Source organism: Bacillus sp. F9_6S_D1_P_5 (assembly GCF_054823925.1).
Genome location: NZ_JBTREW010000017.1, coordinates 1 through 25,502, shown reverse-complemented (window position 1 = coordinate 25,502; position 25,502 = coordinate 1). Strand labels below are relative to the sequence as shown.

Annotated in this window: 24 protein-coding genes and 1 pseudogene; 10 read left to right on the top strand and 15 right to left on the bottom strand. The window is 35.9% G+C overall.

Features of this window, described 5'->3' with window-relative positions:
* Nucleotides 1–13 precede the first annotated feature (13 nt).
* Genes nirD through ACUXEY_RS19770 form a run of 4 tightly spaced genes read left to right on the top strand, consistent with a single transcriptional unit; the run spans nt 14 to nt 2,988 of the window.
* Nucleotides 14–331 (top strand): nitrite reductase small subunit NirD, encoded by a 318-nt coding sequence (gene nirD, locus ACUXEY_RS19785; RefSeq protein ID WP_166704456.1) that lies wholly within the window; start codon nt 14–16, stop codon nt 329–331.
* A 59-nt stretch (nt 332–390) separates the two neighbouring features.
* Nucleotides 391–1,815 (top strand): uroporphyrin-III C-methyltransferase, encoded by a 1,425-nt coding sequence (locus ACUXEY_RS19780; protein WP_461301405.1) that lies wholly within the window; start codon nt 391–393, stop codon nt 1,813–1,815.
* Complete coding sequence (locus tag ACUXEY_RS19775) at nt 1,812–2,522, top strand: sirohydrochlorin chelatase (protein WP_461301404.1); 711 nt, start codon at nt 1,812–1,814, stop codon at nt 2,520–2,522. Before ACUXEY_RS19780 ends, ACUXEY_RS19775 begins: the two co-directional genes overlap by 4 nt.
* The gene (locus ACUXEY_RS19770) at nt 2,515–2,988 is read left to right on the top strand and encodes a precorrin-2 dehydrogenase (RefSeq protein WP_461301403.1); all 474 of its coding nucleotides are present in this window, start codon (nt 2,515–2,517) and stop codon (nt 2,986–2,988) included. The genes ACUXEY_RS19775 and ACUXEY_RS19770 overlap by 8 nt, the downstream gene beginning before the upstream one ends.
* 191 nt (nt 2,989–3,179) lie before the next feature.
* Here ACUXEY_RS19770 and ACUXEY_RS19765 read toward each other — a convergent pair whose 3' ends face one another.
* The 10 genes and pseudogenes from ACUXEY_RS19765 to moaA all read right to left on the bottom strand — a co-directional run bounded on the left by ACUXEY_RS19765 (nt 3,180) and on the right by moaA (nt 11,466).
* The gene (locus tag ACUXEY_RS19765) at nt 3,180–3,602 is read right to left on the bottom strand and encodes an STAS/SEC14 domain-containing protein (protein WP_461301448.1); all 423 of its coding nucleotides are present in this window, start codon (nt 3,600–3,602) and stop codon (nt 3,180–3,182) included.
* A gap of 303 nt (nt 3,603–3,905) precedes the next feature.
* The gene (locus ACUXEY_RS19760) at nt 3,906–4,823 is read right to left on the bottom strand and encodes an AEC family transporter (RefSeq protein WP_063222698.1); all 918 of its coding nucleotides are present in this window, start codon (nt 4,821–4,823) and stop codon (nt 3,906–3,908) included.
* Between the two features lie 90 nt (nt 4,824–4,913).
* A pseudogene (locus tag ACUXEY_RS19755) lies at nt 4,914–5,123 on the bottom strand (amidohydrolase family protein); the annotation flags it as partial.
* Between the two features lie 502 nt (nt 5,124–5,625).
* Nucleotides 5,626–5,823: a PspC domain-containing protein gene (locus tag ACUXEY_RS19750; protein ID WP_097949668.1), complete on the bottom strand. Its 198-nt coding sequence runs from the start codon at nt 5,821–5,823 to the stop codon at nt 5,626–5,628.
* 271 nt (nt 5,824–6,094) lie between these two features.
* Nucleotides 6,095–7,264: a nitrate transporter NarK gene (narK, locus tag ACUXEY_RS19745; protein WP_461301402.1), complete on the bottom strand. Its 1,170-nt coding sequence runs from the start codon at nt 7,262–7,264 to the stop codon at nt 6,095–6,097.
* A gap of 80 nt (nt 7,265–7,344) precedes the next feature.
* The gene (gene moaD / locus ACUXEY_RS19740; RefSeq protein WP_087982652.1) at nt 7,345–7,578 is read right to left on the bottom strand and encodes a molybdopterin converting factor subunit 1; all 234 of its coding nucleotides are present in this window, start codon (nt 7,576–7,578) and stop codon (nt 7,345–7,347) included.
* Nucleotides 7,575–8,045 carry a molybdenum cofactor biosynthesis protein MoaE gene (locus ACUXEY_RS19735; protein WP_461301401.1) on the bottom strand — a complete coding sequence of 157 codons (471 nt, stop codon included), beginning with the start codon at nt 8,043–8,045 and terminating at the stop codon, nt 7,575–7,577. Before ACUXEY_RS19735 ends, moaD begins: the two co-directional genes overlap by 4 nt.
* Nucleotides 8,046–8,089: 44 nt before the next feature.
* Nucleotides 8,090–9,379 (bottom strand): molybdopterin molybdotransferase MoeA, encoded by a 1,290-nt coding sequence (locus ACUXEY_RS19730; RefSeq protein WP_461301400.1) that lies wholly within the window; start codon nt 9,377–9,379, stop codon nt 8,090–8,092.
* Between the two features lie 42 nt (nt 9,380–9,421).
* On the bottom strand, nt 9,422–10,435 hold the full coding sequence (locus ACUXEY_RS19725; RefSeq protein WP_461301399.1) for a molybdopterin-synthase adenylyltransferase MoeB: 1,014 nt from the start codon (nt 10,433–10,435) through the stop codon (nt 9,422–9,424).
* 17 nt (nt 10,436–10,452) lie between these two features.
* A complete protein-coding gene (moaA, locus tag ACUXEY_RS19720) occupies nt 10,453–11,466 on the bottom strand; it encodes a GTP 3',8-cyclase MoaA (RefSeq protein ID WP_461301398.1) in 1,014 nt (337 codons plus the stop codon).
* 278 nt (nt 11,467–11,744) lie between these two features.
* Between moaA and ACUXEY_RS19715 the strand changes: the two genes are divergently transcribed.
* Nucleotides 11,745–12,437, top strand: a complete 693-nt coding sequence (locus ACUXEY_RS19715) for a Crp/Fnr family transcriptional regulator (RefSeq protein WP_097841415.1) — start codon at nt 11,745–11,747, stop codon at nt 12,435–12,437.
* 78 nt (nt 12,438–12,515) lie between these two features.
* Here ACUXEY_RS19715 and narI read toward each other — a convergent pair whose 3' ends face one another.
* From narI to ACUXEY_RS19695, 4 genes are read right to left on the bottom strand one after another with little or no spacing between them, the layout of a single operon-like run.
* Nucleotides 12,516–13,205, bottom strand: coding sequence for a respiratory nitrate reductase subunit gamma (gene narI / locus ACUXEY_RS19710; protein ID WP_461301397.1), 690 nt, complete (start codon nt 13,203–13,205; stop codon nt 12,516–12,518).
* 17 nt (nt 13,206–13,222) lie between these two features.
* Nucleotides 13,223–13,753, bottom strand: coding sequence for a nitrate reductase molybdenum cofactor assembly chaperone (narJ, locus tag ACUXEY_RS19705; protein ID WP_429601529.1), 531 nt, complete (start codon nt 13,751–13,753; stop codon nt 13,223–13,225).
* A 19-nt stretch (nt 13,754–13,772) separates the two neighbouring features.
* Entirely contained in the window at nt 13,773–15,248 is a 1,476-nt protein-coding gene (gene narH / locus ACUXEY_RS19700) for a nitrate reductase subunit beta (RefSeq protein ID WP_258125935.1), read from the bottom strand.
* Nucleotides 15,238–18,921 (bottom strand): nitrate reductase subunit alpha, encoded by a 3,684-nt coding sequence (locus ACUXEY_RS19695; protein ID WP_461301396.1) that lies wholly within the window; start codon nt 18,919–18,921, stop codon nt 15,238–15,240. Before ACUXEY_RS19695 ends, narH begins: the two co-directional genes overlap by 11 nt.
* 477 nt (nt 18,922–19,398) lie before the next feature.
* Here ACUXEY_RS19695 and ACUXEY_RS19690 point away from each other — a divergent pair, with 477 nt between their 5' ends.
* The 5 genes from ACUXEY_RS19690 (at nt 19,399) to ACUXEY_RS19670 (ending at nt 25,162) form a co-directional block, all read left to right on the top strand.
* Nucleotides 19,399–19,899 (top strand): hypothetical protein, encoded by a 501-nt coding sequence (locus ACUXEY_RS19690; RefSeq protein ID WP_044797210.1) that lies wholly within the window; start codon nt 19,399–19,401, stop codon nt 19,897–19,899.
* Between the two features lie 116 nt (nt 19,900–20,015).
* Complete coding sequence (locus ACUXEY_RS19685) at nt 20,016–20,357, top strand: hypothetical protein (protein ID WP_000877041.1); 342 nt, start codon at nt 20,016–20,018, stop codon at nt 20,355–20,357.
* A gap of 403 nt (nt 20,358–20,760) precedes the next feature.
* Nucleotides 20,761–21,723: an AAA family ATPase gene (locus ACUXEY_RS19680; RefSeq protein WP_461301395.1), complete on the top strand. Its 963-nt coding sequence runs from the start codon at nt 20,761–20,763 to the stop codon at nt 21,721–21,723.
* A complete protein-coding gene (locus ACUXEY_RS19675) occupies nt 21,723–22,937 on the top strand; it encodes a DUF58 domain-containing protein (RefSeq protein WP_262787096.1) in 1,215 nt (404 codons plus the stop codon). The genes ACUXEY_RS19680 and ACUXEY_RS19675 overlap by 1 nt, the downstream gene beginning before the upstream one ends.
* The gene (locus ACUXEY_RS19670) at nt 22,934–25,162 is read left to right on the top strand and encodes a transglutaminase TgpA family protein (RefSeq protein ID WP_461301394.1); all 2,229 of its coding nucleotides are present in this window, start codon (nt 22,934–22,936) and stop codon (nt 25,160–25,162) included. Before ACUXEY_RS19675 ends, ACUXEY_RS19670 begins: the two co-directional genes overlap by 4 nt.
* A gap of 68 nt (nt 25,163–25,230) precedes the next feature.
* On the opposite strand, the gene ACUXEY_RS19665 is transcribed toward ACUXEY_RS19670, so the two are convergent.
* A partial coding sequence (locus ACUXEY_RS19665) for an IS3 family transposase (protein ID WP_461301393.1) occupies nt 25,231–25,502 on the bottom strand: 272 nt, incomplete at its 5' end.

The window sequence follows — 25,502 nt, the reverse complement described above, 5'->3', positions numbered from 1 at the left end:
AGCTGTGATTTATATGATACAAACGAAAGATAAAATAAAAGTTATGCGTGCAGAAGACCTTCCTATTCAAATCGGTAAAGAGGTGCAAATGAAAGGTATATCTATCGCCCTATTCCGCCTTTCAAATGGCGATGTTCGAGCTGTAGAAAATCGTTGTCCTCATAAAAACGGACCGTTTGCAGAAGGAATTGTGTCTGGCGAATTCGTCTTTTGTCCACTACATGATTGGAAAATTTCATTACTAACAGGTGAAGTTCAAAAACCTGATGACGGTTGTATTCAAACGTATGAAGTAGAAGTTATTGACGGGGATATTTATATATACATGTAATTTACGAAAGGAAGCCTCCCCCTGGCTTCCTTTTACATAAAAATAGATGAGGTGCGATTATGAATGGATATGTATATTTAGTTGGTGCAGGACCAGGTGATGAAGGGCTTATTACAAAGAAAGCGATAGATTGTTTAAATCGGGCAGATATCGTTTTATATGACCGTTTATTAAACCCTTTCTTTCTTAGTTATACAAAAGAAACATGTGAACTTATTTATTGCGGAAAAATGCCAAAGAATCATACTATGCGACAAGAAATGATTAACGCCCACCTCCTTCAATTTGCGAAAGAAGGAAAAATCGTAGTCCGCTTAAAGGGCGGAGATCCATCTATTTTTGGCCGTGTTGGTGAAGAAGCAGAAACTTTAGCATCTGCGAACATTCCATATGAAATTGTACCAGGCATTACATCTAGCATCGCCGCTAGTAGCTATGCTGGCATCCCCCTCACCCACCGCAACTATAGTAATAGCGTCACTTTATTAACTGGGCATGCGAAAGGTCCTTTAACCGATCGTGGAAAATATAATTCATCCCACAATAGCGACACAATCGCCTACTACATGGGTATAAAAAACTTACCTACAATTTGCGAAAATTTACTACAAGCAGGCAAAAAAGAAGATACACCAATAGCAGTCATCGAATGGGGTACGACAGGGAAACAGCGCGTTGTCACAGGAACACTTTCAACTATTGTTCCTATCGTCAAAAACGAGAATATTTCTAATCCTTCTATGACAATTGTTGGTGATGTCGTTTCCTTACGTAATCAAATCGCTTGGAAAGAATGTAAACCATTGCATGGCAAGAAGGTCTTAGTTACATCTGCAACAAATAAAACAAGTGTAATGAAGCAAAAGTTACAGGAAGCCGGTGCAGAAATATATCAAATACCTACTTTCAAAAAGAAAGAATACACATTAACCTCTGAACAAATCGATGAGATTTTTAACGTTGATCGCCTAGTATTTTGTTCAGCTGAAAGTGTAGAAATCTTAATGCGATCATGTGGTAAATACCAGAAAGATATTCGTTCCTTACAGGCAGAACTGCAGCACATGAACAATGCCACTCAAGAAAAACTTATGCAATATGGGCTACTAAGTAAACAAGCAGCGTTCTCTTCCGATACAACTGTTTATTTAGGAAGAAATATTAATCGAATTGCTTTTATTCAAGAGAAAATTGGTGTCGGGTCATACATGATGACCCATGAGTATACAATTGACCATCGTTTCGATGAAGTGCATTCTCGAATGCTTTCTGAATTCTCATGGGATAGTATTGTGTTTGAAGGGCGTGCCTCAATTGATGCATTTTTATCAGAAATAAAACGACTTGGCTTTATCGATATTCTTACTCTCCCCTTCTCGTATACCGACGCTTCAACTTTACACTATGCGAATAAAGTCGGTTTTCATAATGTAGATGAGCAATTACAAGACCTTATTATGAAGAAAGATTTGGTGCTGCGATGAAAGGAATTGTATATGTTGGACACGGGAGTCGCTTGCAAGAAGGTAATGAACAATTCATTCACTTTATTCAATCTGTTATGAAAGAACGTAACGAAAGAACTCAAAAAATAGCTTTTCTAGAACTAACAACACCTACCATTTCAGATGCAGTTACAGAAACGATACTAGAGGGCGCAACTGAAATAATGATTGTACCTGTTTTATTATTTGCAGCAGCTCACTATAAACGTGATATTCCTTTTGAAATAGAGCAACTACAAAAGAAATTTCCACAAATAACATTTTCAGTTGTACCTCCTTTTAGTACGCATCCACATATGGTGGAACTTGTAGTGAAAAGAATACGTGAAGCTACGCCAATGCAAGGTAGTAGTATTTTACTCGTAGGACGAGGTAGTAGTGATCCACAGCCGATACATGAGTTACAACAAATCGGAGCAGCTGTCGAACGAAAACTTGGTATGCCAGTATCGTGCTCCTTTTTAACGAAAGGAACGCCCTCTTTTACTGCTGAGCTCAAGAAGATAGCATCGTCTGCGCCTCACGTATACGTCATGCCATATCTTCTCTTTACCGGGTTGTTGCTTCAAAAAATTAAGTTGCATACGAAAAAATATGATCACATTACGACTTGTAACTGTCTTCAGTTTGATACATATATGAAATTAACATTATTAGAACGAATGGAGGAATGTGTGTATGTATAACATGTACCCTCTTATGCTTAATTTAAATAAAAAAGTGGTCGTTATTATTGGTGGAGGTAAAATCGCATATCGAAAAGCGTCTGGATTAAAAGATACAGGAGCTTTTGTCACCGTTATCAGCCCAGAAATTTGCGCGGAAATGAAGGAACTCCCTTATATTACTTGGAAGCAAAAAACTTTTAGTAATGATGATATTAAAGATGCTCACCTTATTTATGCAGCTACAAATCAACATGCTGTAAATCTGATGGTTAAACAGGCCGCCCACGATTTCCAGTGGATTAACGTTGTAAGTGATGGTACAGAATCATCTTTTCACACACCTGGCGTCATCCGACATGATGAATATGTTGTCACTATTTCAACTTCAGGTAAAGATCCATCGTTTACGAAGCGTTTGAAGCAGGAACTAACATCTATATTTCCTAAACTTATAAAAAAGCTTTCTCGTACTCACAAATTATAATCTATTTCTTAGCTAAAATAGTAATTGCCTTTGGACAAACGTTTTTTAGAAGCGTTTGTTCTTTTTGTTTTGGTTCCGTTTTTTGAAATTCCATAGGCAATCTGCGAAGAAAATGAATGGTGTTGGCAAATTGTAAACAAGTAAATTTTATGACAAGTGCAACATTCCGAGCAACTCTTTCAATTCAGTTTTTATATTGGGTATTCATTCAACCAAATTAGCGCTTGTTCATAATCATCAAAAAATCTCACAGATTCTTTTGTATTGGATTGTTGCAAATAATTCAGTATCTCCCCTTCTTCAAGAAGAAATGCAATTACCTTACTATGATTCAAAATAGTTTCATTGAAGAACTTATCTTTCCATACTTTTTGAACAGAAAAATGATTTGGCGTGTATCCTTTTCTATCTACCAATAATTTGTATTTCCGCCCCTCGGAAATAAATTGCTGACAAACCTGCTCAAAGCTATCAAACCATTCATATACATCGTCTGTTTTAATCTGGCCAATTAGATGGGTAACAATCAAATCTCCCGAAACCGTTGTGCTAATATTCTGTTTACTCAACTTAGAATCATTCCCCTTAGTTACAATTATGCGGAAAAACCGCATAAAATCAATAAAGATAAAATTCTTACTTGACACACCCACCCCATCGCTATCAACCTAAGCTCATGTAACGTCAATTATAAGCGAGATTGTGTCTTTTTTCACAAGTCTATATGTAGATGCTTTAAAGATTTGCATACGAAATAATCCCTAATGAGTTTCCTTTTTTGAATTAAGTCGCTTGATTATCAGACATCGTACAATTGGAAACGAAACCCAATATATTAAAGACTGTTTTCTTCTCATATCGATGGGATTTCCATCCATCATTTACCGCCTCAAATCTATTCGTTTTTGCACGTATATTCAAAACAAAATATATGACAAATAAATAACGACAGTTACTGTAATAATGCTGAAAAGTGTTGAAAATAAAACGATTTGTGCATGTAATTCAGGCTCTATTTGATACTCCATAGCAATGGTTGATGTATTTCTTGAAGTAGGAAAAGAACTTGCAATAAATAATGATTGTGCAACAATACCATCAATGTTTAGTAGGTAGATCATGGCAAGTGCTAATAATGGTCCCATCAGTAACCTTCCAATTAAAGCCCATGTTATGACTCGATGGAAAAAATTAAGCTTAATGTTGGATAATTGCGCTCCTAGTAATATGAGTGCTATTGCAACAAAACTATTCGCAAGCTGATTAAGAGGTAGAAAGATAGAATTAGGTATTTGAATTGTAAAAGATTGAAAGAGAACCCCTAATACGAGCGCATGAAATACAGGCAGTCTTAGAAATGATTGAATAATACTTCCGATTGTTTTTGTTGCTGATAGTAAGTTATATATCCCATATGAATAAGTTAGAAGATTCTGGAAGATCACAATAAAAATCTGAATGGAAACCCCCACTGGATTGTGACTGAAAATCAATTGACTTACTGGTAATCCATAATTACCGGAATTCATTAACGAAATGCTATTTTTTAGAGCTGCACTTTCTCCTTTTTCTAACTTTAATATTTTTGAAATGAAATGACTTACTATGATCAGACTCAGACTATAAAGCATTAAATAGTATATTATTTGGAGCAACAGATCTATTTCTATACGAATATCATATATATTCACAAATACAGCCGCTGGCATCAAGCAATAAGTAATAAGTGTAGATAGCTGCTTTAAGTTAAATTGAAACTTTCTTTGTAAGATTGCACCAATTAGCATCAATATTAATATTGGTAATATCACGTCTAATATAATAAAAACAAACATGTAAAACCTCATTCCAAATATATTATAGTTGGATTAAACTCTTTACTAAATATGGAATGGACAAATTTAATTCAAATGTAGCCCCTGACGCTACCTAAAATACCATTTGAAAGCATTCGTACACAGAATGTTTTCAGTAGCTTGTTCATCAAATAGCTGTTGAATTAATTTGACATCTCCATACTCAAAAGGTATTTTTGCTCTTGTAGATGGTAAATCTGTTCCAAACATAAGTGCATCTGGGTTCACTTCATAAATCAACTTTAAAGCATTCTCAACATCTAATTCGCCACGACCAAATCAATAGCTTTCACAATTTCCCTCCCCTCTCTTTTCTTTAACATATCAAATATGACTCATAAAGAAAATTATGAATTATTTATACAAATTCATAATTTTATCTTATCGACCTAAACTGTATTCTTTATTTTAAGTGTACTTTTTCACAATATCCATTAGCCTTACCCAAAAATCTGGCCCTAAAAATATGAAGTTTTTCTTGTTATAAATACAGTCATATGTTGTTAAAACTTTGTAATATTAATATATATTATATTTTTATATAGATTAATAGATAACCTTTAGAAAGGAGCGACTATTTATCGATTCGTTAGTGATCAATAGTCATCGTTTAATTCAAAAGTTAATATTTTCGTTCTCGATATATTCCGAATGTTTTATGAGGATTTTTCGTTTGTTCATTTCAGTCTTATAACAATCGTACTGTTGCTTTTACTTTGGAAACTTTCAATAAACAAAAAACTGAGTTCTCGATTGTAGAATTAGATTTAAGTTCATACATTTATCTCTTAATTTCTTTATCTGTAGGCAAAACAATTGCAGCTATTATATAAATTAACACTGTTAATCCACTAGTAAAAAAGGCTGATAATGCAGTTACTATACGAAGGATACTTACATCAATTCCATACTTGTCGCTTAAGCCACCTAATACACCTGATACTTGTTTATCTTTAGTGGACTTATATAGTTTTTTCATCTAAACACCCCCGATCCAATTAAATGTTTATATTCTAAAAATTAGTTCGATCTTTGGAAGAATTTTAAGATTCCTTTAACTAACCAGCCCTTTAATTGAATAACTTCTGACATCTATATTTTAACATAAAATCCCATAAGCCTTCTGTTTTTCATTTTAAAACCACATTCTTATAGAAAACAAGCGTTTGTTGAGATAGCAATAAAAACATGTTGAAACCTATTACTAAAAGAACCATCCCAAAATACTTTGGGACGGCTCTTTTTCTTTATTAATGATTCTTTAATATCACTAACAGTTTCTCTTGGCTATACATCCATACTGTAATGATTAAACAAGCAAGTGCGACTTCTGATAATGCCATAAATCCAATTGCATAATGACCTGTTAGTTGGAATAATAATGTTAAAATTAGCGGCGGGAAGAACCCTCCTAGTCCGCCTAAAGCTGAAACGAGTCCATTTACAATACCAGCTTGTTCTGAGAAGTACATTGGAACGAGTTTGAAGATTGTACCATTACCAATACCTGCACAAAATGCGACTAGTAAGCAACCAAAAGTATATACGTTCATACTAGGCATGAATGACAAAATAATACCTGAAAGTGTTAAACCGATAAATACGAAGATTAATATTTTAAATGGGTTAAATTTATCACCAAGCCAACCGCCAATTGGCCGCATAATTGTTGCAAGTACAATGAATCCTGCTGTCCGCATACCTGCATCCACTTTTTCTAATCCGAAGTGAGATACTAAAAAGTTTGGTAAGTATACAGTAAATGCGACGAAAGATCCGAATGTTAAAAAGTAAAAGATACATAAAAACCAAAGTTTTTCATTTTTATATACACCTTTTATTTGTTCCATTAATGGTGTATTCACCTTTTTCTCCTTACGATCGCCTAATAAAAAGTTCATAAGTGCAAATGCTGCGAGTAAAACTAAATAACACTGTACTGTCGTTCTCCAGCCAACTGAAGTTGCGATAACTGGTGCTAAGAACGAAGTAATTGCTGTTCCTGCGTTACCGACACCGTATATACCATTTACAAAACCGTGACTCTCTTTCGGAAAGTATTTCGGTAAAGATGTTACGCCTACAGAGAATACAGCACCACCGATTCCGACAAATAAACCACCAATAATTAAATCCATCATTGAATTGGCAACACTAATATAAAAGACAGGAAATAATAATAGAATAAAACTAATGAAGAATAATTTTCTTGCTCCGAAACGATTTGTCCAATAACCAATTGGAATGCGAAGAACAGAACCTAATATAACCGGTACTGCCGTTACCATAGAAATTTGTCCCGCAGTTAATGGAATATCCGCTTTAATATAAGGCATTAATGATGATAAAATGACCCATACCATAAAACCGATAACTAGATTAGAAGTTTGTAAACTTAATTGAAAATTAGGACTTTTCATCCTGTTCCCTCCTATGTATGCATAGTTATATTCATTCCCTCCAGCCTAATCACGTCCTAACATGATTAGGCTGAAAAGAATCAACCACCACTCACTGGCGGAATCATTGCTATAACATCGCCAGTTTGAATGATGTCATCCTCATTTGCATACTCTTCATTTATAGCAACCATAATCTCACTTGAAATCGCTACGTCGTATTTCTTAATGAGCACTTCCTTAAGTTTAGCAACCGTAATATTTTCACAATCTATGTGTAATGCTGGCTTACTTACTTCTTCTTGTAAATGTGCAAATAATAGTACTTCAATCATATTCTCATCCCCTTTCCAGGCTCATCATTCTCATATGCTACCTTTTCTAACTGATCACCTATCCATGATTCACCATCTTCCCAAAATTCTTTCTTCCAAATTGGAGCGATTTGTTTTATACGCTCCATAATATATTCGTTCGCCTCATAGGCTGCTTTCCGGTGTGGTGTAGAAACAGAGACGACAACAGCAAGATCAGAAATTTGTAATGTACCAATGCGATGTGTAATAGCGACATATGTCCCAGGCCACTTCTCTCCTACTTCGGTACCAATTTTCTCAAGCTGTTTTTCTGCCATTGTTTTATATGCTACATACTCTAAATAAAGCGTACGACGGTCTTTCGTAAATTCTCTAACAGTACCAATGAAAGTAGTAACTGCGCCGCACTCACGACGAATTACTTTGTTTGTAACTTCCTCAATTGAAATAGGTGTATCAATTACTTCATAATACGTATGTGTCATCTTGCACCTCTTATCTTTGTATAAGTTAGCAATCTATTTTTCTATTATTTATATGATCGAAGTGGTTCTTCCCACGGCCACTCACTTTCAGCGTTTGATTCTAATAACAGTACCGAAACAGTTATTCCTGCTTCAAATCCTCTCGTTCCTCCCGGCAGGACGATAAATGCATTCGCCTCTGCAAGTGAAGAAATTGCACTAGATTTATCTAAACCAACTGGTGTAGCTTGCAATGTTCCATCTACAATTTCCACTTTCCCTCTTACAAAACGAGTAAATGGGTTTGCTTTCGGAAAGTCTTTTTGTAATATTGCCTCTGCACGAAATACGTGCGGATCTTGTCTATGCAAGAATGTTCGAATAACTGGCCGAACAAATAATTCACAACCGACATAACAAGCAGAAGGATTACCAGATAAACCAAATAGTAGTTTTCCTTCTACCTCAGCTACAGTTGTCACACTTCCTGGTCGCATCGCTATTTTGTTAAAAAGTACATTAGCTTGTAATCTCTCATAAATAGCAGGTAAATAATCATAGTCTCCTACCGAAACGCCACCAGTTGTAATTAAAATATCGACTTCTTTCATCGCTTTTTTTACAGTGTTATAACACGTATCTAAATCATCAGCGAATTGCCCATAATATTGTACAACTCCGCCCGCTCGTTCAATTTGAGCAGCGATCATATAGGAATTACTATTTCGAATCTTTCCTGGTTTTAATTGTTCATGTACTTCAAGCAGTTCGCTCCCTGTCGTCACAATTCCAATAACCGGCTGTTTTACAACATGTACGGAACAATAACCAAACGTAGCAAGAAGTGCTGCCACTCCAGGATTAATAACAGTCCCCCTTCTCACAAGAATGCTATTTTGTTTTACATCCTCTCCTTTAAAAGAAATGTTATCCCCAGCAGCAAAGGAGCGTTTCAATTTCATATAAGTCTTTTCATTTTCTTCAAATCCTTCTGTTAGCTCTAACATAACAACTGCATTACACCCGGTTGGAATTGCCGCACCTGTCATAATACGGATAGCTTGAAATGCTTTCACTTCTTCTGTAAAAACAAAACCTGCTCCAATTTCGCCAATTACTTCAAACTGAATGGGGTTACTACTACTCGCTTCTTTTGTATCTTCCGCTCGAATCGCAAACCCGTCGTACGGAGAGCGATCAAAATGCGGAACATCATGATCTGCAATAATATCTTCTCCAAGCGTTCTACCGTAGCTTTCTATAAGAGAAATCTTTTCTATTTCACCTTGGTAGACATATTCCATTACACCCGCAACTGCTTCTGCCACTGGAATTGGTATACGTTTTTCTAGCATTCTTTTTCACCTCTTTCCAATAAGGTGCCACTCGCTTTCCGTTCACCCTATATATTTTGCGTATAATCGTTTTGCTATTTTCACATCATTTGTGCCATGAATAAATGCCCTACCGTCTGTAAATAAAACGAAACGATATTCATCAATTAGAAATGATAGTAAGTACGGCGTTCTTTTTACATGTACACTTTTTTGTAATCGTTTTTGAATTTCGGTTAAATTAAGATTTCTCTTTATTCCTGAACGGATTTGAACTGTATTCCGTCCGCATAACACTTCCGTTTTCATTTGTGCTTCAAATGTTAAACTTGTATACGTTCGTAATTTCCCACAAGATGGACATGTACTTTTTTTCTGTCTATTTACTTTTAATGAGAGATATTGATTGTTCCAAATATCAAATGATAACATCGTCCCTCTTAACGACCCATAATCATCCACCAATATTTTCATCGCCTCTGTTACTTGGTGAGCAACGACCATTTGTACAGCTGGCTGAATGATTCCGGCTGTATCGCATGTTGCACCGCTCATAGGGTGGTCCATCAGACAGCGAAAACATGGTGTTTTCCCAGGAAGAATTGTATACGTTACACCGTAACTTCCTATGCATCCGCCGTATATCCAAGGTATATTCTCTTTTTGTGAAATGTCATTTATAAGTAGGCGCGTATCGAAATTGTCAGTCGCATCTATGATGAGACCCACATCTTTTGTTAACTCTTCTATATCTTGCATTGTGACATCTGTTACAACTGGTACAATTACCACTTGAGAATTAATCTTTCTTAAATGTTCCGCCGCTGCAATTGCTTTCGGTTTACACTGCTGCGCATCTTCTTCTGTATATAACTGTTGCCGCTGTAAATTACTCCACTCGACGTAGTCACGATCGGCAATTGTCAATTTCCCAATTCCCATCCTAACGAGCGCTTCCGCATTTGCAGCTCCTAGTGCACCCGCACCGATTAGGAGCACATGCTTTTCTCTTATTTTTCTTTGACCCATTTCACCAATTCCTGAAAACAATACTTGCCTTGAATATCGCTCTTGCATAGGGAAGCCTCCTTTCACTATCCGCCAATGTAAGACATTTCAACTTTTGGACGTGTATTTGTACTTTCCGCCGTTCTTTCATCTGAATATCGATCTGTTCTATATCGCCACGTATGTTTTAAAATTTTTAATAATGATGCATCAGAACTATTTTCTCGAAGAAGCGTTCGCAAATCCGTTCCTTTCGTTCCAAATAAACACGTGAAAAACTTGCCGTCTGCCGAAATACGAGCTCTCGTACAAGAAGAACAAAATGACTCTGATACTGAAGTAATAAATCCAACTTCTGCATCGCTCCCTACATATCGATACAATTTCGCAACTTCTCCAAAGTAACGAGGTGGAACAGGCTCAACTGGATATACGCGATTAATCTTCTCTATTAATTGTTCCTTCGTAATCACTTGTTCAAAATTCCATCCGTTTGTACTACCTACATCCATAAACTCAATGAAACGGAGCTGAATTTCTTGTTCTTTAAAATAACGAGCCATATGAAGGATTTGACTGTCATTCATCCCTTTTTTTACAACCATATTTACCTTTACTTCTAATCCAGCAGCCTTTGCTGCTTCAATCCCTTTCAGTACAGGTTTTGTATTTACATTTCTTCCGTTAATTTTTTGGAAGACGTTATCCTCTATCGCATCTAAACTAATATTTACACGCTTTAATCCTGCGTCTTTTAACGCCTTAGCTTGTTTTGCTAAATGAATTCCGTTTGTTGTGAGCCCAATATCTTTTAAACCTTCTAGCTTTGTAAGCCTTGCAATTAACCACGGTAAGTCTTTACGCAATAACGGCTCACCGCCAGTAAGCCTAATTTTATTGACTCCCATACTTATAAATAATCTTGCTAATCTTTCTATTTCATCGAACGTTAATAAAAACTCTTCCTGTAAAAAAGCGTAATCAGGTCCGAACACTTCAGCAGGCATACAGTACGTGCACCTGAAATTACAACGATCAATAACTGAAATACGTAAATCTTGAAGTGGCCGTTCTAATAAATCTTTCATTTTCTCGTGCATCTATATCCCTTCTTTTCTGCTGCAATCCTTAGTAAGCTTTCAATTTTTTATTTGCCTTTATTATAAAAAATAAGCTACAAATTCAATGTGACTTTTCTCACATCACTTTCCCCATTCAAAAATTCTTCACAAATCTGTTCGCATTTTGTTCACATCTTCAGTCTCTCCTCCTTACGGTCATTGAAATTTCACTATGTTTTTAAAATAGCTCTTGCATTTTCAGCATATTTACACTCAAAATAGGAAATGTATTGCTTATAAGAAGAAAGGTGATTGCTGTGACAAACAGTATGACATTATCTCAAGATTTAAAGGAATTACTTGCATCTGTTGAATATAAAATGCAGATTAAAAAGGGGAGTTTTATTTTTCAAGAAGGTATGGAAGCAACAGAACTCTATATCATCCACTCAGGAAAAGTACAAATTAGTAAACTAAGTGCTGACGGGCAAGAATTAACACTCCGTATTTGTTCGGCATACGACATTATTGGAGAATTAACATTATTCACGGACAATGCGAAGTATTTATTGAATTCAAAATGCCTTGAAGATGTTGAAGTAGGAGTAATAAAGCGTGAAACCTTAGAAAAAGCATTACTCCAAAAACCCGCACTTGTATTTGAATTTATGAAATGGATTAGTGAACATTTAAGAAGAATGCAAACGAAGTTCCGAGACTTAGTATTACATGGCAAAAAAGGTGCCCTGTATTCTACTCTCATTCGAATGACAAATAGTTATGGTGTGTTAAAAGAAAACGGGATTCTTATCGATTTACCTTTAACGAATCAAGAACTTGCTAATTTCTGTGCAACTTCACGTGAAAGCGTAAATCGGATGTTAAATGAATTAAAAAAGCAAGGTACAATTTCTATTCATAAAGGAAAGATTACCATTCACGATTTACAATTTTTAAAATGTGAAATTGCTTGTGAAGATTGCTCTGCTTCTGTTTGTAGCATTGATTAACTTATACTTATAAGGAAAGCCGAGGTCTCCAATTAGATCTCGGCTTTCCTTATAAGTTACTAAACATATAAAACAAAATTATTTTTTCAATTCATTTGGAATTCGTCTTCTGTAAATTACATAACTACGGCTTACGTATTTAATCGGAGCGCTAAATACATGTACTAGTCTAGTAAATGGCCACACTGCGAATAGTCCCATACCTGCAATTATATGGATTTTAAACCATACTGGCACTTCCGTCATATACTCAACTTTCGGTTGGAAAATAAAGAGACTTCGGAACCAAGGACCGATCGTTGTGCGATAATCAAACCCTTTTGAGTCGATGTTTAAAAAAGTTGAAGAAAGTCCTGCTAGCATTACGATAAGTAATAAAGTAAGCGCAATATAATCTCCCTTTGTACTCGTTGCAATGATACGTTTTACTGTTACGCGGCGGTACGTTAATATAATTAAACCGATGATAGAAGCAATACCTGCCGGAAGTCCGAAACTAATTGCCACTGTGTGATACATATGCTCTGAAATACCTATTGAACGATATACAGCTTCTGGAATTAAAATCCCCATAACATGACCGCCAATTACGAACATAATCCCAAAGTGGAATAATAGACTTCCGATTCGGAGCATTTTCTTTTCTAATAGTTCACTAGATTTTGATGTCCATCCAAATTGATCATAGTTGTATCTGAAAATATGTCCACCGATAAAGATTGCAAAAATGATATAGGGAAACAACACCCATAGAAATTGATCCATCATTTTGACAACTCTCCTTTCTAATTTGTCTGTACACCCCATGTATCGATAGCGAGTAGAACAGCCGCAAGAATTGGTTCATACATACTACCCGCTTCTTTTAACTGAACGTGTAATGCTTGTATGTTCTCTTTGTATTTACTCATAATTGGTTCACTGTCTTGATCATTTGCATTTGCAAAAAACTCTAGTAATAGCGGTAAATAATCAGGTAGCTCTTTATCTGTTACTTTAAAACCAGATTTTTTATAATGCTGCTTTAACTCTAGTAATTCAATACCTCTTTCTCTTTGTTCACCGGTGTTCATATACGTTAAATACATATTAGTCTTTTTGCCAAAATCAAATGTATATACGTAACCATCAATTAATTGATCGTTCGTTTTATTTAATGCTTGTTCTATAAATACTGTAAGTGAAGCTTTAACATCGTCCTGCTCAATTGCTTCTATCTCTTCTTGTAATTCGGTTAAAGCTTCTCTCCACCCGATTTCTGGGTAGGAGAGAAGGAATGAAGAACATGAAAAAGCAGTTTGTAAACTTTGTTTCATATGTTTCCGCCTCCATTATTTAAGAAATTGTCATACAAGAGCCTGGGCCACCTGCGAAGGATAAACCACAGCTTCCTTGTTCGTTATACAAATCTGCAACTTGTTCGCGGTGAGTGGCCGGAATGACGAAGCGATCTTTATATTTCGCGATAGCAAGAAGACGATACATATCTTCTACATCCTGTTTCGTTAAACCGAGTTCTTTTAATACAGCTTCATTTGGTTCTTTATTAATTTGAAGTGCCCTCATATGCGTTCGCATAACAGCCATTTTTTTCAATGTAAGACGAATATGTGATTCATCTCCTGCAGTGAGTAAATTCGCTAAATATTGAATTGGAATACGCATATTATCAATGGCAGGGAAAATCTCTTCTGCTTGCCAGTTACTCCCCTTCCCTTCCACCATGTTCATTATTGGGCTAAGCGGCGGAATATACCAAACCATTGGCATAGTGCGATACTCTGGGTGAAGAGGTAGAGCGATTTTCCAATCGATAATCATTTTATAGATTGGCGACTGTTGTGCCGCTTTTATCCATTCTTCAGGAATTCCTTGTTTTTTCGCTTCTGCTGCCACTTCTGGATCATTTGGATCTAGGAAAACAGTAAGCTGAGATTCATATAAATCTTTTTCATCTTCAACAGAAGCCGCTTCTTTTACTTTATCAGCGTCATATAGCATTACTCCAATATATCGAATACGTCCTACACATGTTTCCGAACAAATTGTTGGCATACCTGCTTCAATACGAGGGAAACACATTGTGCATTTTTCAGCTTTATTCGTTTGCCAGTTAAAATACACTTTTTTATATGGACAAGAAGATACACAAAATCTCCAAGCACGACATGCATTTTGATCGACAAGAACAATCCCATCTTCTTCACGTTTATACATCGCACCAGATGGACAAGAAGATACACAAGATGGATTCATACAGTGTTCGCATATGCGTGGTAAATACATCATAAAGACATTTTCAAAATCCGTTTTAATTTCTTCTTCCATTTTCTTTACGTTCGGATCTTGTAATCCTGTTATATGTCCACCAGCTAAATCATCTTCCCAGTTCGGACCCCATTCAATTTTATCGATAAATTCACCTGTAATTGCTGATTTCGGACGAGCAACTGGCTGATGCTTACGCTGCGGACTATTTGTTAACGTTTCATAGTCATAGTTCCAAGGTTCAAAGTAATCATCAATTGTTGGTTGATCTGGATTGTGGAAAATATTCATAAGGCGCTTCATTTTCGAACCGGATTTCAGCTGAATTTCACCATTTTTCAATTCCCAGCCGCCTTTATATTTCTCCTGATCTTCCCATTGCTTCGGATACCCGATACCAGGTTTCGTTTCTACGTTATTGAAGTACATATATTCAGCACCTGGACGATTTGTCCAGGTGTTTTTGCACGTTACGCTACAAGTATGGCAGCCGATGCATTTATCTAGATTCATTACCATTCCGACTTGTGCTTTAATCTTCAAGCCAATCTACCTCCTTCAGTTTGCGAATTACAACGTTTAAATCACGCTGGTTCCCAGTTGGACCATAATAGTTAAATCCATAACTTAATTGACCATATCCACCAATCATATGTGTCGGTTTCACGTGAATTCGAGTTGGACTATTGTGCGTTCCCCCGCGGTTACTTGTTAATTTCGTACCAGGTACGTTAATGTGACGATCTTGCGCATGGTGCATAAATGCCATTCCTCTCGGTATACGGTGCGTTACAACGGCACGCGCTACAACAACACCGTTACGGTTAAAGCACTCGATCCAATCATTATCTGCAACACCAGCTTCAGCAGCGTCCTCTTTATTCATCCAAACAGTTGGACCACCTCTAAACAGCGTTAACATCGGTAATGAATCGAAATACATACTATGAATCGACCACTTATTATGCGGTGTTAAATAGTTTAGTGTAATCTCTTTTCCTTCCACTTCAGGCCGTGATTTACGGAACGGTTTATGTTGCAGAATTGGCTTAAATGTTGCCATCGTTTCACCAAATTCTTTCATCATGTCATGATCTAAGTAGAAAGATTGTCGACCCGTTATCGTTCTCCAAGGGATAAGACGTTCCACGTTTGTTGTAAACGGTGAGTAACGGCGTCCACCTTTTTCTGAACCTGTAAAGGCTGGAGAAGTAATTACTGTTTTTGGCTGCGCTGTAATTTGTTCAAATGTGAAGCATTCTTCTTCACGTTCTTCTGCTAAATCACGTAGTTTTAAATCCGTTTGTTTTTCAAGTGCTTCCCATGCTTTTACAGCCATATGACCGTTTGTTGTAGAAGAAAGTGTTAATACCGCTTCAGCAGCATTGATTGCTTCTTTTATGTCTGGACAACCTTTCGCAATAGAATCCGTTCGAACAACTCCTAATCGGCTCTTTAATTGTTCATATTCTTTTTCTGCAGACCAAGAAATCCCTTTCGTACCAATCGGTTGTTTTCCGGTATTTGGTCCTAGCGCGGTCATTTTGTCATAAATCGTTTTATAATCCCTTTCAACAACATGAATTTGTGGCATCGTTTTACCTGGGATTGGTTCACACTCACCTTTGCTCCAGTCTTTAATTTTGCCAAGTGGTTGCGCTAATTCTTGCGGTGTATCGTGAAGAAGCGGTGTTGCAACAACTTCTTTCATTGGTTCAAGATCGATTTTCTTCGCTAAATCTGACACAGCTTTAGAAAGAGAAGTGAAAATATCCCAATCAGAGCGCGCTTCCCACGGTGAACCGATTGCTGGATTAAATGGATGTACAAATGGATGCATATCTGTACTACTTAAATCATGCTTTTCATACCAAGTTGAAGCTGGTAAGACGATATCAGAATAAAGTGCTGTTCCAGCCATACGGAAATCTAAATTAATGAGTAAATCAAGCTTCCCTTCTGGCGCTTCTTCATGCCACTTAATTTCTTCTGGTCGTAATGAATCGCTATCGTCATTCATTAATCCGTTCGTTGTACCTAATAAATGTTTTAAGAAATATTCGTGACCTTTACCAGAACTTGAAATTAAATTTGCACGCCATACGAATAAGTTACGCGGGAAGTTATTTTTATTATCAGGATCTTCAATCGCAAATTTCAGTTCTTTATTTTTTAGTTTTTGCGCAACGTATTTTCCGATTTCTTCTTGCGTTGTTGCACCAGAGGCAACAGCTTCTTTATATAATTCAATCCCATTTTTCTCGAATGTCGGATACGAAGGTAACCAGCCAAGTCGTGCTGCTAATACGTTGTAATCACCGTGATGTTGATAACGAGAGTTGCCTTCCACTGGTGATGCTAAATGTCCAACTGGTGTATCTTCATAGCGCCATTGATCTGTTACGAAATAGAAGAAAGATGTACCGTTTTGTAATTTTGGTGGCCCTTGCCAATCTTTTGCCATCGCGATTGTTTGCCATCCTTCTGCTGGACGTAATTTCTCTTGACCAACGTAATGCGCCCAACCACCGCCGTTTACACCTTGTGCCCCAACGAGAAGAACAAGATTTAAAACGGCGCGATAAATCGTATCAGAGTTAAACCAATGGTTAATACCAGCTCCGACAATAATCATTGAGCGACCATTTGTATCAACAGCATTTTGTGCGAACTCACGAGCGATTTGAGTAATAAGCTCTCGTTTCACTCCTGTCATTTTCTCTTGCCATGCAGGAGTAAACGGTACATCATCATTGAAGTCTTTCGGCTCTTGTCCGCCAAGCCCTCGGTTCACACCGTAATTTGCTAACGTTAAGTCGTATACAGTTGTAACGAACACTTCGCCTTCTTCTGTCATAACCTTTTTCACTGGAATTGTACGTTCTAATATTGTATTTCCGTCATCAGAGAAGTATGGAATTTGCACCGTTTCAACACTATCTTCCATTCCAAGTAAAGATAGACGTGGTTCAATCTTTTCACCTGTTTCTTCATCTTCTAAACGTAAGTTCCATTTCTTTTCGTTATCCCAACGTGACCCCATTGTGCCGTGAGGTGTTGCAAAATCATTCGTGTTCTCGTTCCAAAGTACAGGTTTCCATTCTCCTAACTTCGTTTCGCGTCCAATATCAGAAGCGTTTAAGAAACGATCTGCAACGAATTGATTCCCTTTTTGTTTCAATGTGACGAAGAAAGGAAAATCAGTATATTGCTTCGCATACTTTATGAAGTATTCCACTTGATTATCTACGTAAAATTCTTGTAAGATTACGTGCCCCATTGCCATCGCCAGTGCACCGTCTGTACCTTGTTTCACACTAATCCAATCATCCGCAAACTTTGTAGACTCAGCGAAATCAGGACTTACAGAAACAACTTTCGTTCCTTTATATCGAACCTCTGCTAAAAAGTGAGCATCTGGTGTTCTCGTCATCGGTACATTTGAACCCCATGTCATAATGTAACCAGAGTTATACCAATCGCTACTTTCTGGTACATCTGTTTGATCACCCCAAATTTGCGGAGAAGCTGGTGGTAAATCTGCGTACCAATCATAGAAGCTAAGCATCGGTCCCCCCATAAGTTGCATAAAGCGACTACCAGCTGCATGACTTAACATCGACATAGCTGGAATTGGTGAGAAACCAACATTTCGATCTGGACCGTATTTCATTACTGTGTATAGTAAAGAAGCTGAAACGAGTTGTAATACTTCATCCCAATTCGCACGAATGAATCCCCCTTTACCACGCGCCTGCTTATACGTACGTGCCTTTTCAGGGTTTTCCACAATGCTTTTCCAAGCGTCTAATGGTGACTCGTTATTTTGCAGTTCTTCTTGCCACATATTCCAAAGAACACCACGTACATATGGATATTTCACACGAAGCGGGCTATAAATGTACCAAGAAAAACTTGCTCCACGTGGACATCCTCGCGGTTCAAAATCAGGCATATCAGGACCTGTAGTCGGATAGTTAAGCTCTTGTCCTTCCCAAGTTACAATTCCATCTTTCACATATATATTCCAGCTACATGAACCAGTACAGTTCACGCCGTGTGTAGAACGAATTACTTTATCGTGCTGCCAACGCTTTCTGTACACATTCTCCCATTCGCGATCTTCATATGTTTCTTGTGTATGATTATCGTTATAACGATCTATTGGTGAAAAATATTTTAAACGTCTCATTAGTGCTGAAGGTTTCTTCTTCATACTGTTCACTCCTTTAATACGTCTCTCTTACATACCCTTACTATAAGAGAGGTTGTAAAATTCAGATGTGACATTTCGCACAGTTCAAGAGATTGTCAAAAATTCCGGAAAAAATATAAAAAAGTGAAAATCTAATCATTGTGGAGGGCTCACATCCTTCACTGACTGTTAAATTACTTCCTTGCTTCTAGCAAAGTTTAAGATGAAGTACAGATAATAATGAGCTTGCAAAAAATTTCTTATATAATAGAGGAAGTAATTTGGGAGTAGTTAAATTTGGTATACCTAAATCGTTAGATGAGTTAATAAATAAAAATACAATACTTTAAATCCACCATATCAAGGGCAACTATCCTGAAAATAGTTGAACAAAAAACGCAAGGAAATCCATATGAATTGTCAGCAACTTGGATTGAATCAATAGAAGAATAAACCAAGAATGGCAGGATTTTAAGATAATAATACAAGGAGTATATTATGAAATTAGAACCGCTTTATGCAGAAAACATTATAGTAGCCGTCATATATAAAAATGAGTTTAGATGGTATGTAACAGATAAAGAACTATGGTTTTTAGATTATAATAAATTAGATAATGCATATAAAAATTTAGGTATAAGCATTGAAGATAATGACGAAACGGAAGAAAGAAATGGAATAAAAGTATTAGATCATGAAAATGTAGAAGTATTTTTAGTAAGGATTAATCAATATAAAACAACTAAAGAAGAATTAAATTATTTACTACTTGAAAATATTAAAAGGAAAAATGCAGGAGAAGATCTATTAGATTTTAGTCCAATCTTATTAATTAACTTTGATAATAAAATACTATATTCAATGTTTCCAGAACCGGCATCATACGAAAACTATGTACCAAAAGATTGGAGTGGTACATATGAAGATTTCACTGAATTCATACCTACATCAGAGAAATATTGGATAGATAAGTTTAATAATAATCTACTTTTACTATAATTTAAGTAGGAAAATAGTGATGATAGTATAAGAATTTATTACCTTAATAGAGCTTATGAGATTAATAGAGAAGTAAATAGAGTCACTAAAGCCAGAAATAAAGGAGTAAAATAGTCATGAAATATCCATATAGTTTTGAAGTGCTTAACAGTAGTGATTTAGTTATGAGACTTCCTCAAGAAATTAAACTTGTTGAAACTTTTTTAGGAATTGAAGTTACATCTTTTGGAGATTGGATTTTAGAAGAAATACATAATGTTTTAAACGGAGAAAAAAATTATGTAGTAGTAAATGGCAACATTTGCAGTTTAGAAATTCGGAACGACACAACTACTGTGTTAGACAATTTAGCCGAAGATGGTAAAGGAGAATATTGTGAGATTGAAACAATGGAATTGGTAGAATTAATTCATATTTGGTTAAATAAACGAAAAGAATATAAGAAAGATAAAAAATAAAGGAGTGTAATAATTTAAATAGCTGGCCTCTTCATGAGAAGTCGACTTTATTTTTTATTCATATACATTTTATTCACAAGGCGTATTAATATATGTTCCAAACTTTACGCGTAGGGTTTCCTACGCTATTTATTTTGCTCATTGAGGTCAATCTTTCCTTCTCCTCTTCTACTTTTACCGACGATACTATTCTATATCAAGACATATTTCACATAAAAAGAGAAATCATTATTTACCATATTGCCCTTAGTTACTGAAACAATTATACTAGATGTAACCAGAATAAATAATCTGAATATTCTTAGAATTAAAGGTAATAGTTTTATACTCGCACATAGAGAGGTACGTTCTATTTTTCACCAAATAGATTAGAAAACGATAATAACACATTAGGAGGATTACGATGCACCAGCTTGATTCATTATATCCCATTATAGAAAAAATAATCAACAATATTGAAAAATTAATGGTTGGAAAACGAAAAGAAACGATCTTAGCTTTGACAGCTCTCTTAGCTGAAGGTCATGTACTATTAGAAGATGTTCCTGGCGTTGGGAAAACAATGTTAGTACGTGCTCTTTCTAAATCTATTGATGCTGATTACAAGCGTATTCAATTCACACCTGATTTACTTCCATCAGATGTAACAGGTGTCTCTATTTATAATCCAAAAGAGCTCCAATTTGAGTTCAAGCCTGGACCAATCATGGGGAATTTTATACTGGCTGATGAAATTAATCGTACATCTCCAAAAACACAATCTGCCTTACTTGAAAGTATGGAAGAAGGCAATATTACAATAGATGGCATGACAAGACCGTTACCAAAACCGTTCTTTGTAATGGCTACACAAAATCCGGTCGAATATGAGGGAACATATCCTTTACCAGAAGCACAGCTCGATCGTTTCTTATTGAAACTAAAAATGGGATATCCTACACCAGAAGAAGAATTTGAAATTTTAAACCGGATGGAAAAAACGAATCCCCTCTCCCATTTACAAGCTATTACTACAATAGAAGAATTACTTTATTTACAACAAAGCGTACGGGAAGTAAGTATGGACAAGGCAATCAAGCATTACATTGTAAAGCTTGTTAGTCAGACTCGTTCTTATAGTTCTATACAACTTGGTGCAAGCCCGCGTGGCTCGATTGCTTTAATGAAAGCTTCACAAGCTTATGCTTTTATCCATGGTAGAAATTATGTTATTCCAGACGATGTTAAATTTTTAGCTCCTTACATATTGGCTCACAGACTCATTCTAAAAATGGAAGCAAAATTTGAAGGAATTACAGGAGAACAAGTTATCGCAAAAATCGTTGCACGAACTACCGTACCGACTCAAAGGAAGATGAACCTTTGATGAAACGAATACTACGATCACTCTATCATTTTACTAAGTTATCACTCATTCCGTTATGTCTAGTCTTAACATTTGTATACGCTATGCTTCAAGGAGGATTTGTAAGTTGGTTTTTGTTTTACAGTATGATTCCTATCGGCCTTTATTCACTATTACTCCCCTTCTATGCTTTACGAAACGCCGAGGTAAAACGAATAACAAATCAAGACGAATATATAGCAGGAGAATCATTTTTAAGCACCATTACAATAAAAAGAAAATTTCCTTTTCCCTTGCTTTATTTAATTATAGAAGATGTGCTACCATCACAATTCACAAATTGTAAACAAACGAAGATGAATAAAGTAATACTCTTTCCAGGATTGAAACGAAATATTTCATTTCAATATGCAATTGACACAATCCCTAGAGGAGAGCACTCTTTTTCAAGCGTACGTGTCAAAACTGGCGATCTATTCGGTATGATGGAGAAAGAAATAACTTTTTCAGTTCCAGATACATTTTTAGTCTATCCTCAGTATGTAGATATAACGTATCGACAAATGGAAAATCATTTCGAACAAGGAGCACTTTCAGCAAATATCAACTTAGTAAAAGATTCTACCATTTCTGTCGGTGTGAGAGACTATAAACCTGGTGACCGCTTTTCATGGATTGATTGGAAAGCAACTGCACGAACAAACAACATTATGACGAAAGAGTTTGAACAACAGCGCAGCCATAATATTATGATATTCATGGACAGAACCTCATCCTCTCTATTCGAATCAGTCGTCACATTTACTGCCTCTATTGTCAGGGCTGTCTTGAAGCAAAATTCACCAGCGTCATTCGTGTCTTTCGGAAAAGAGCGAACTTTTTTCCCTTTAGACAATGGAGATAGTCAGTTGCATCAAATCTTTTGTCATTTAGCGAAAGTACAAGCGGACAGTGTATTCCCGCTCTCCCGGAGTGTTGAAATGGAATTAAGAAAAATTTATGAGCCTGTAACGATTATACTCGTGACAAGCGATCTTTCTCCCGATATTCAAAAAACAGCTGACTTTGCTGCTATAAAAAATAGAAAATTAATGGTTTTTGTCGTGAAAGAAAAAGCAAATCAACTATCACATCGAGAACTCAGTATTCTAGAAACTCTGCAAAAAAGAAAAATATTTGTAAATGTGGTTTATGGAAACCAGTATACAAACGTGTTTTTTGAGGTGAGCAAATGATAACATTACAGGCAAAAAAACAATTGGATATGACTAGATTTTTCATGCATGCATGCGCATTTCTACTTTTACTAGAATGGCTAAGGCCACTTATAGGTATTACAAACGTAGGTAGATTAGATATTTTTGTAATATTTATAGGGATTTGCTTCACTCTCTCTTTTTTTCAAACAAGATGGCAGATTCCTATAAAGATTGTCACAATTTTATTCGTCATTCATTTCCTGTATTATAAAAATGCTTTTATAAACCCTTCTTGGTTAACGAAATTTTTTACTGATATTTCTCGTAATTCCTCCTTGTTATTTCAAGGGAATTTGCTAGATATTTCTCCAGTTTTTCCAACACTTTTATTTTTTTTATCATTTTGGTTTTTGAGTGCTTGCATCTCTTTTTGGATGATTCATAAAAAACGTGGGTTGTTATTTCTTATATTGACTATTATTTATATAACTGTTTTTCATAACCTGCATTTATATAATGCTAACTACGCTATTATTCGTACTGTTGTTATCGGATTTTTTATGCTTAGTCTTCTTCGCATAGAACGAATAAAAGAGATGGAACACTTACAAAATTATGCTAGAGAAATCTCAAAATTACTTAGACCTCTTATAGTATTTATTGTATTGTCAGCAACCATCGCATACTTCGCTCCAAAATTTGGCCCTCAATGGCCAAACCCAATGGATTTTTTAAAATTCAACACATCCGAAGCAAGTAAAAAGCAAGAAGTTTCTAAAATTGGGTATGGTTTAGATGACTCGAGATTAGGTGGTCCTTTTAAGGCAGATCCTACAATTGTATTCACAGCACAAACACAAAACAAACAATATTGGAGAGTCGAAACGAAAGATTTTTATACAGGAAAAGGCTGGGAGGTTTCTGAAAATCAAAAAAAGGTTTCTTTTAAAAATAAAAATGACGTCGTGAGCTGGTACGAACAAAATACAAAAACAGAGGCAACTGAGGCGACAATTACCATGCAAAAAAGTTATCCTCACCTTACCTATCCAGCAGGGTTAGTATCAGTTGAAGCTTCTTCTAATGTATCATACAGTGTTGACCCATTTTCAGAAAAAATCTATACGATGGACGGAGATTCTTCTACTACTTTACATTCATATAAAGTAACATATGAGGTCCCGGAGTTTTCCATAGAAAACTTAAAAGCTATAAAAATGAATGAAGGTCAAGAAACAAATCCTTATTTCATGACAAAGTACACGCAACTTCCCGAATCATTACCGCAGCGAGTAAGAGACTTAGCTGTTAATCTAACAAACGATAAAGACAACCGATATGATAAAGTATTGGCTATTGAAAACTACTTCACCGACCATTCTTTCGTATATGAAACAATGAATGTGTTGTTCCCTGCCAAAAACCAAGATTATGTTGATCAATTTCTTTTCGATACAAAAAGCGGCTACTGTAATAATTTCTCAACGTCTATGATCGTGTTACTTCGTTCTGCTGGGATTCCCGCTCGCTGGGTAAAAGGTTATACAGAAGGAACTCTTGATAATACGCTTGTGGGTGCTGAAGGTCAGGATGTTTATAAAATCGCGAACGATAACGCACACTCTTGGGTCGAAGTATATTTCCCCGGATACGGATGGATTCCATTCGAACCAACAAAAGGATTTACGAATCCCTATAATTTCACAAATAATACGCCTTCTCCTACTATACAAAATAGCGAAGAAACTAATACTCAAAACGCGCAAATGCACCAAAGAAACAATGAAGCAAAGCTTAAAAGTTTAATAGAAGATACAGAAGAAACCCCTACTAAAAAGATTACAAATTCTAAAAATAAATTTTCTTGGTGGTACGTATTGCTTTCTACTATACCAATTAGTATCATCGGATATACTCTCTTCGCTACTAGAATGAAATGGATTACATTTTTTATCATTCTTTTCTATAAATATCGAAAAGATGATACTGTTTATAATAAAGCTTACAGTGCACTTTTGAAACAATTTGCGAGAACTGGTATACCACGAGAGGAAAGTCAAACATTCCGAGAATATGCTCTCCATATCGATACACTTTACAACTCAAATGATATGCAACAGCTTACTTTCAGTTATGAAAACGCTATGTATCAAAAGGGAAAGGCCGCAGCAGAATGGGAAAAATCCGTACAGTTATGGGAAATCCTTATGAAAAAAGCAGCTTCTCCGCCTAAATCAAATGATTTTTATTCTGCGATTTAATCTTGAAAAAGCCTCAAAGAACTACATTGTTTGAACTGACCCACGAATTTGGTACATGAAAAAAACACCTATGCTACCTGTTTCTTGTATTCTATAGGAGACAGGTAGTTTAACTTTTCTTGAATACGTTCCGTATTATAATACTCAATGTAATCGTGAATGAGTTGTTTGAGAGTAGAAGTTGAATGTATTTGTTTTTCTTGGGAATAAAACAATTCAGATTTCAATGAGGAATGAAAAGATTCTATTACGGCATTATCATGACAATTTCCTTTACGGGACATACTTGTGGTAATGCCATTTTTTTTAGATAACGTTTGGAAAGCGTAGGAGGTATACA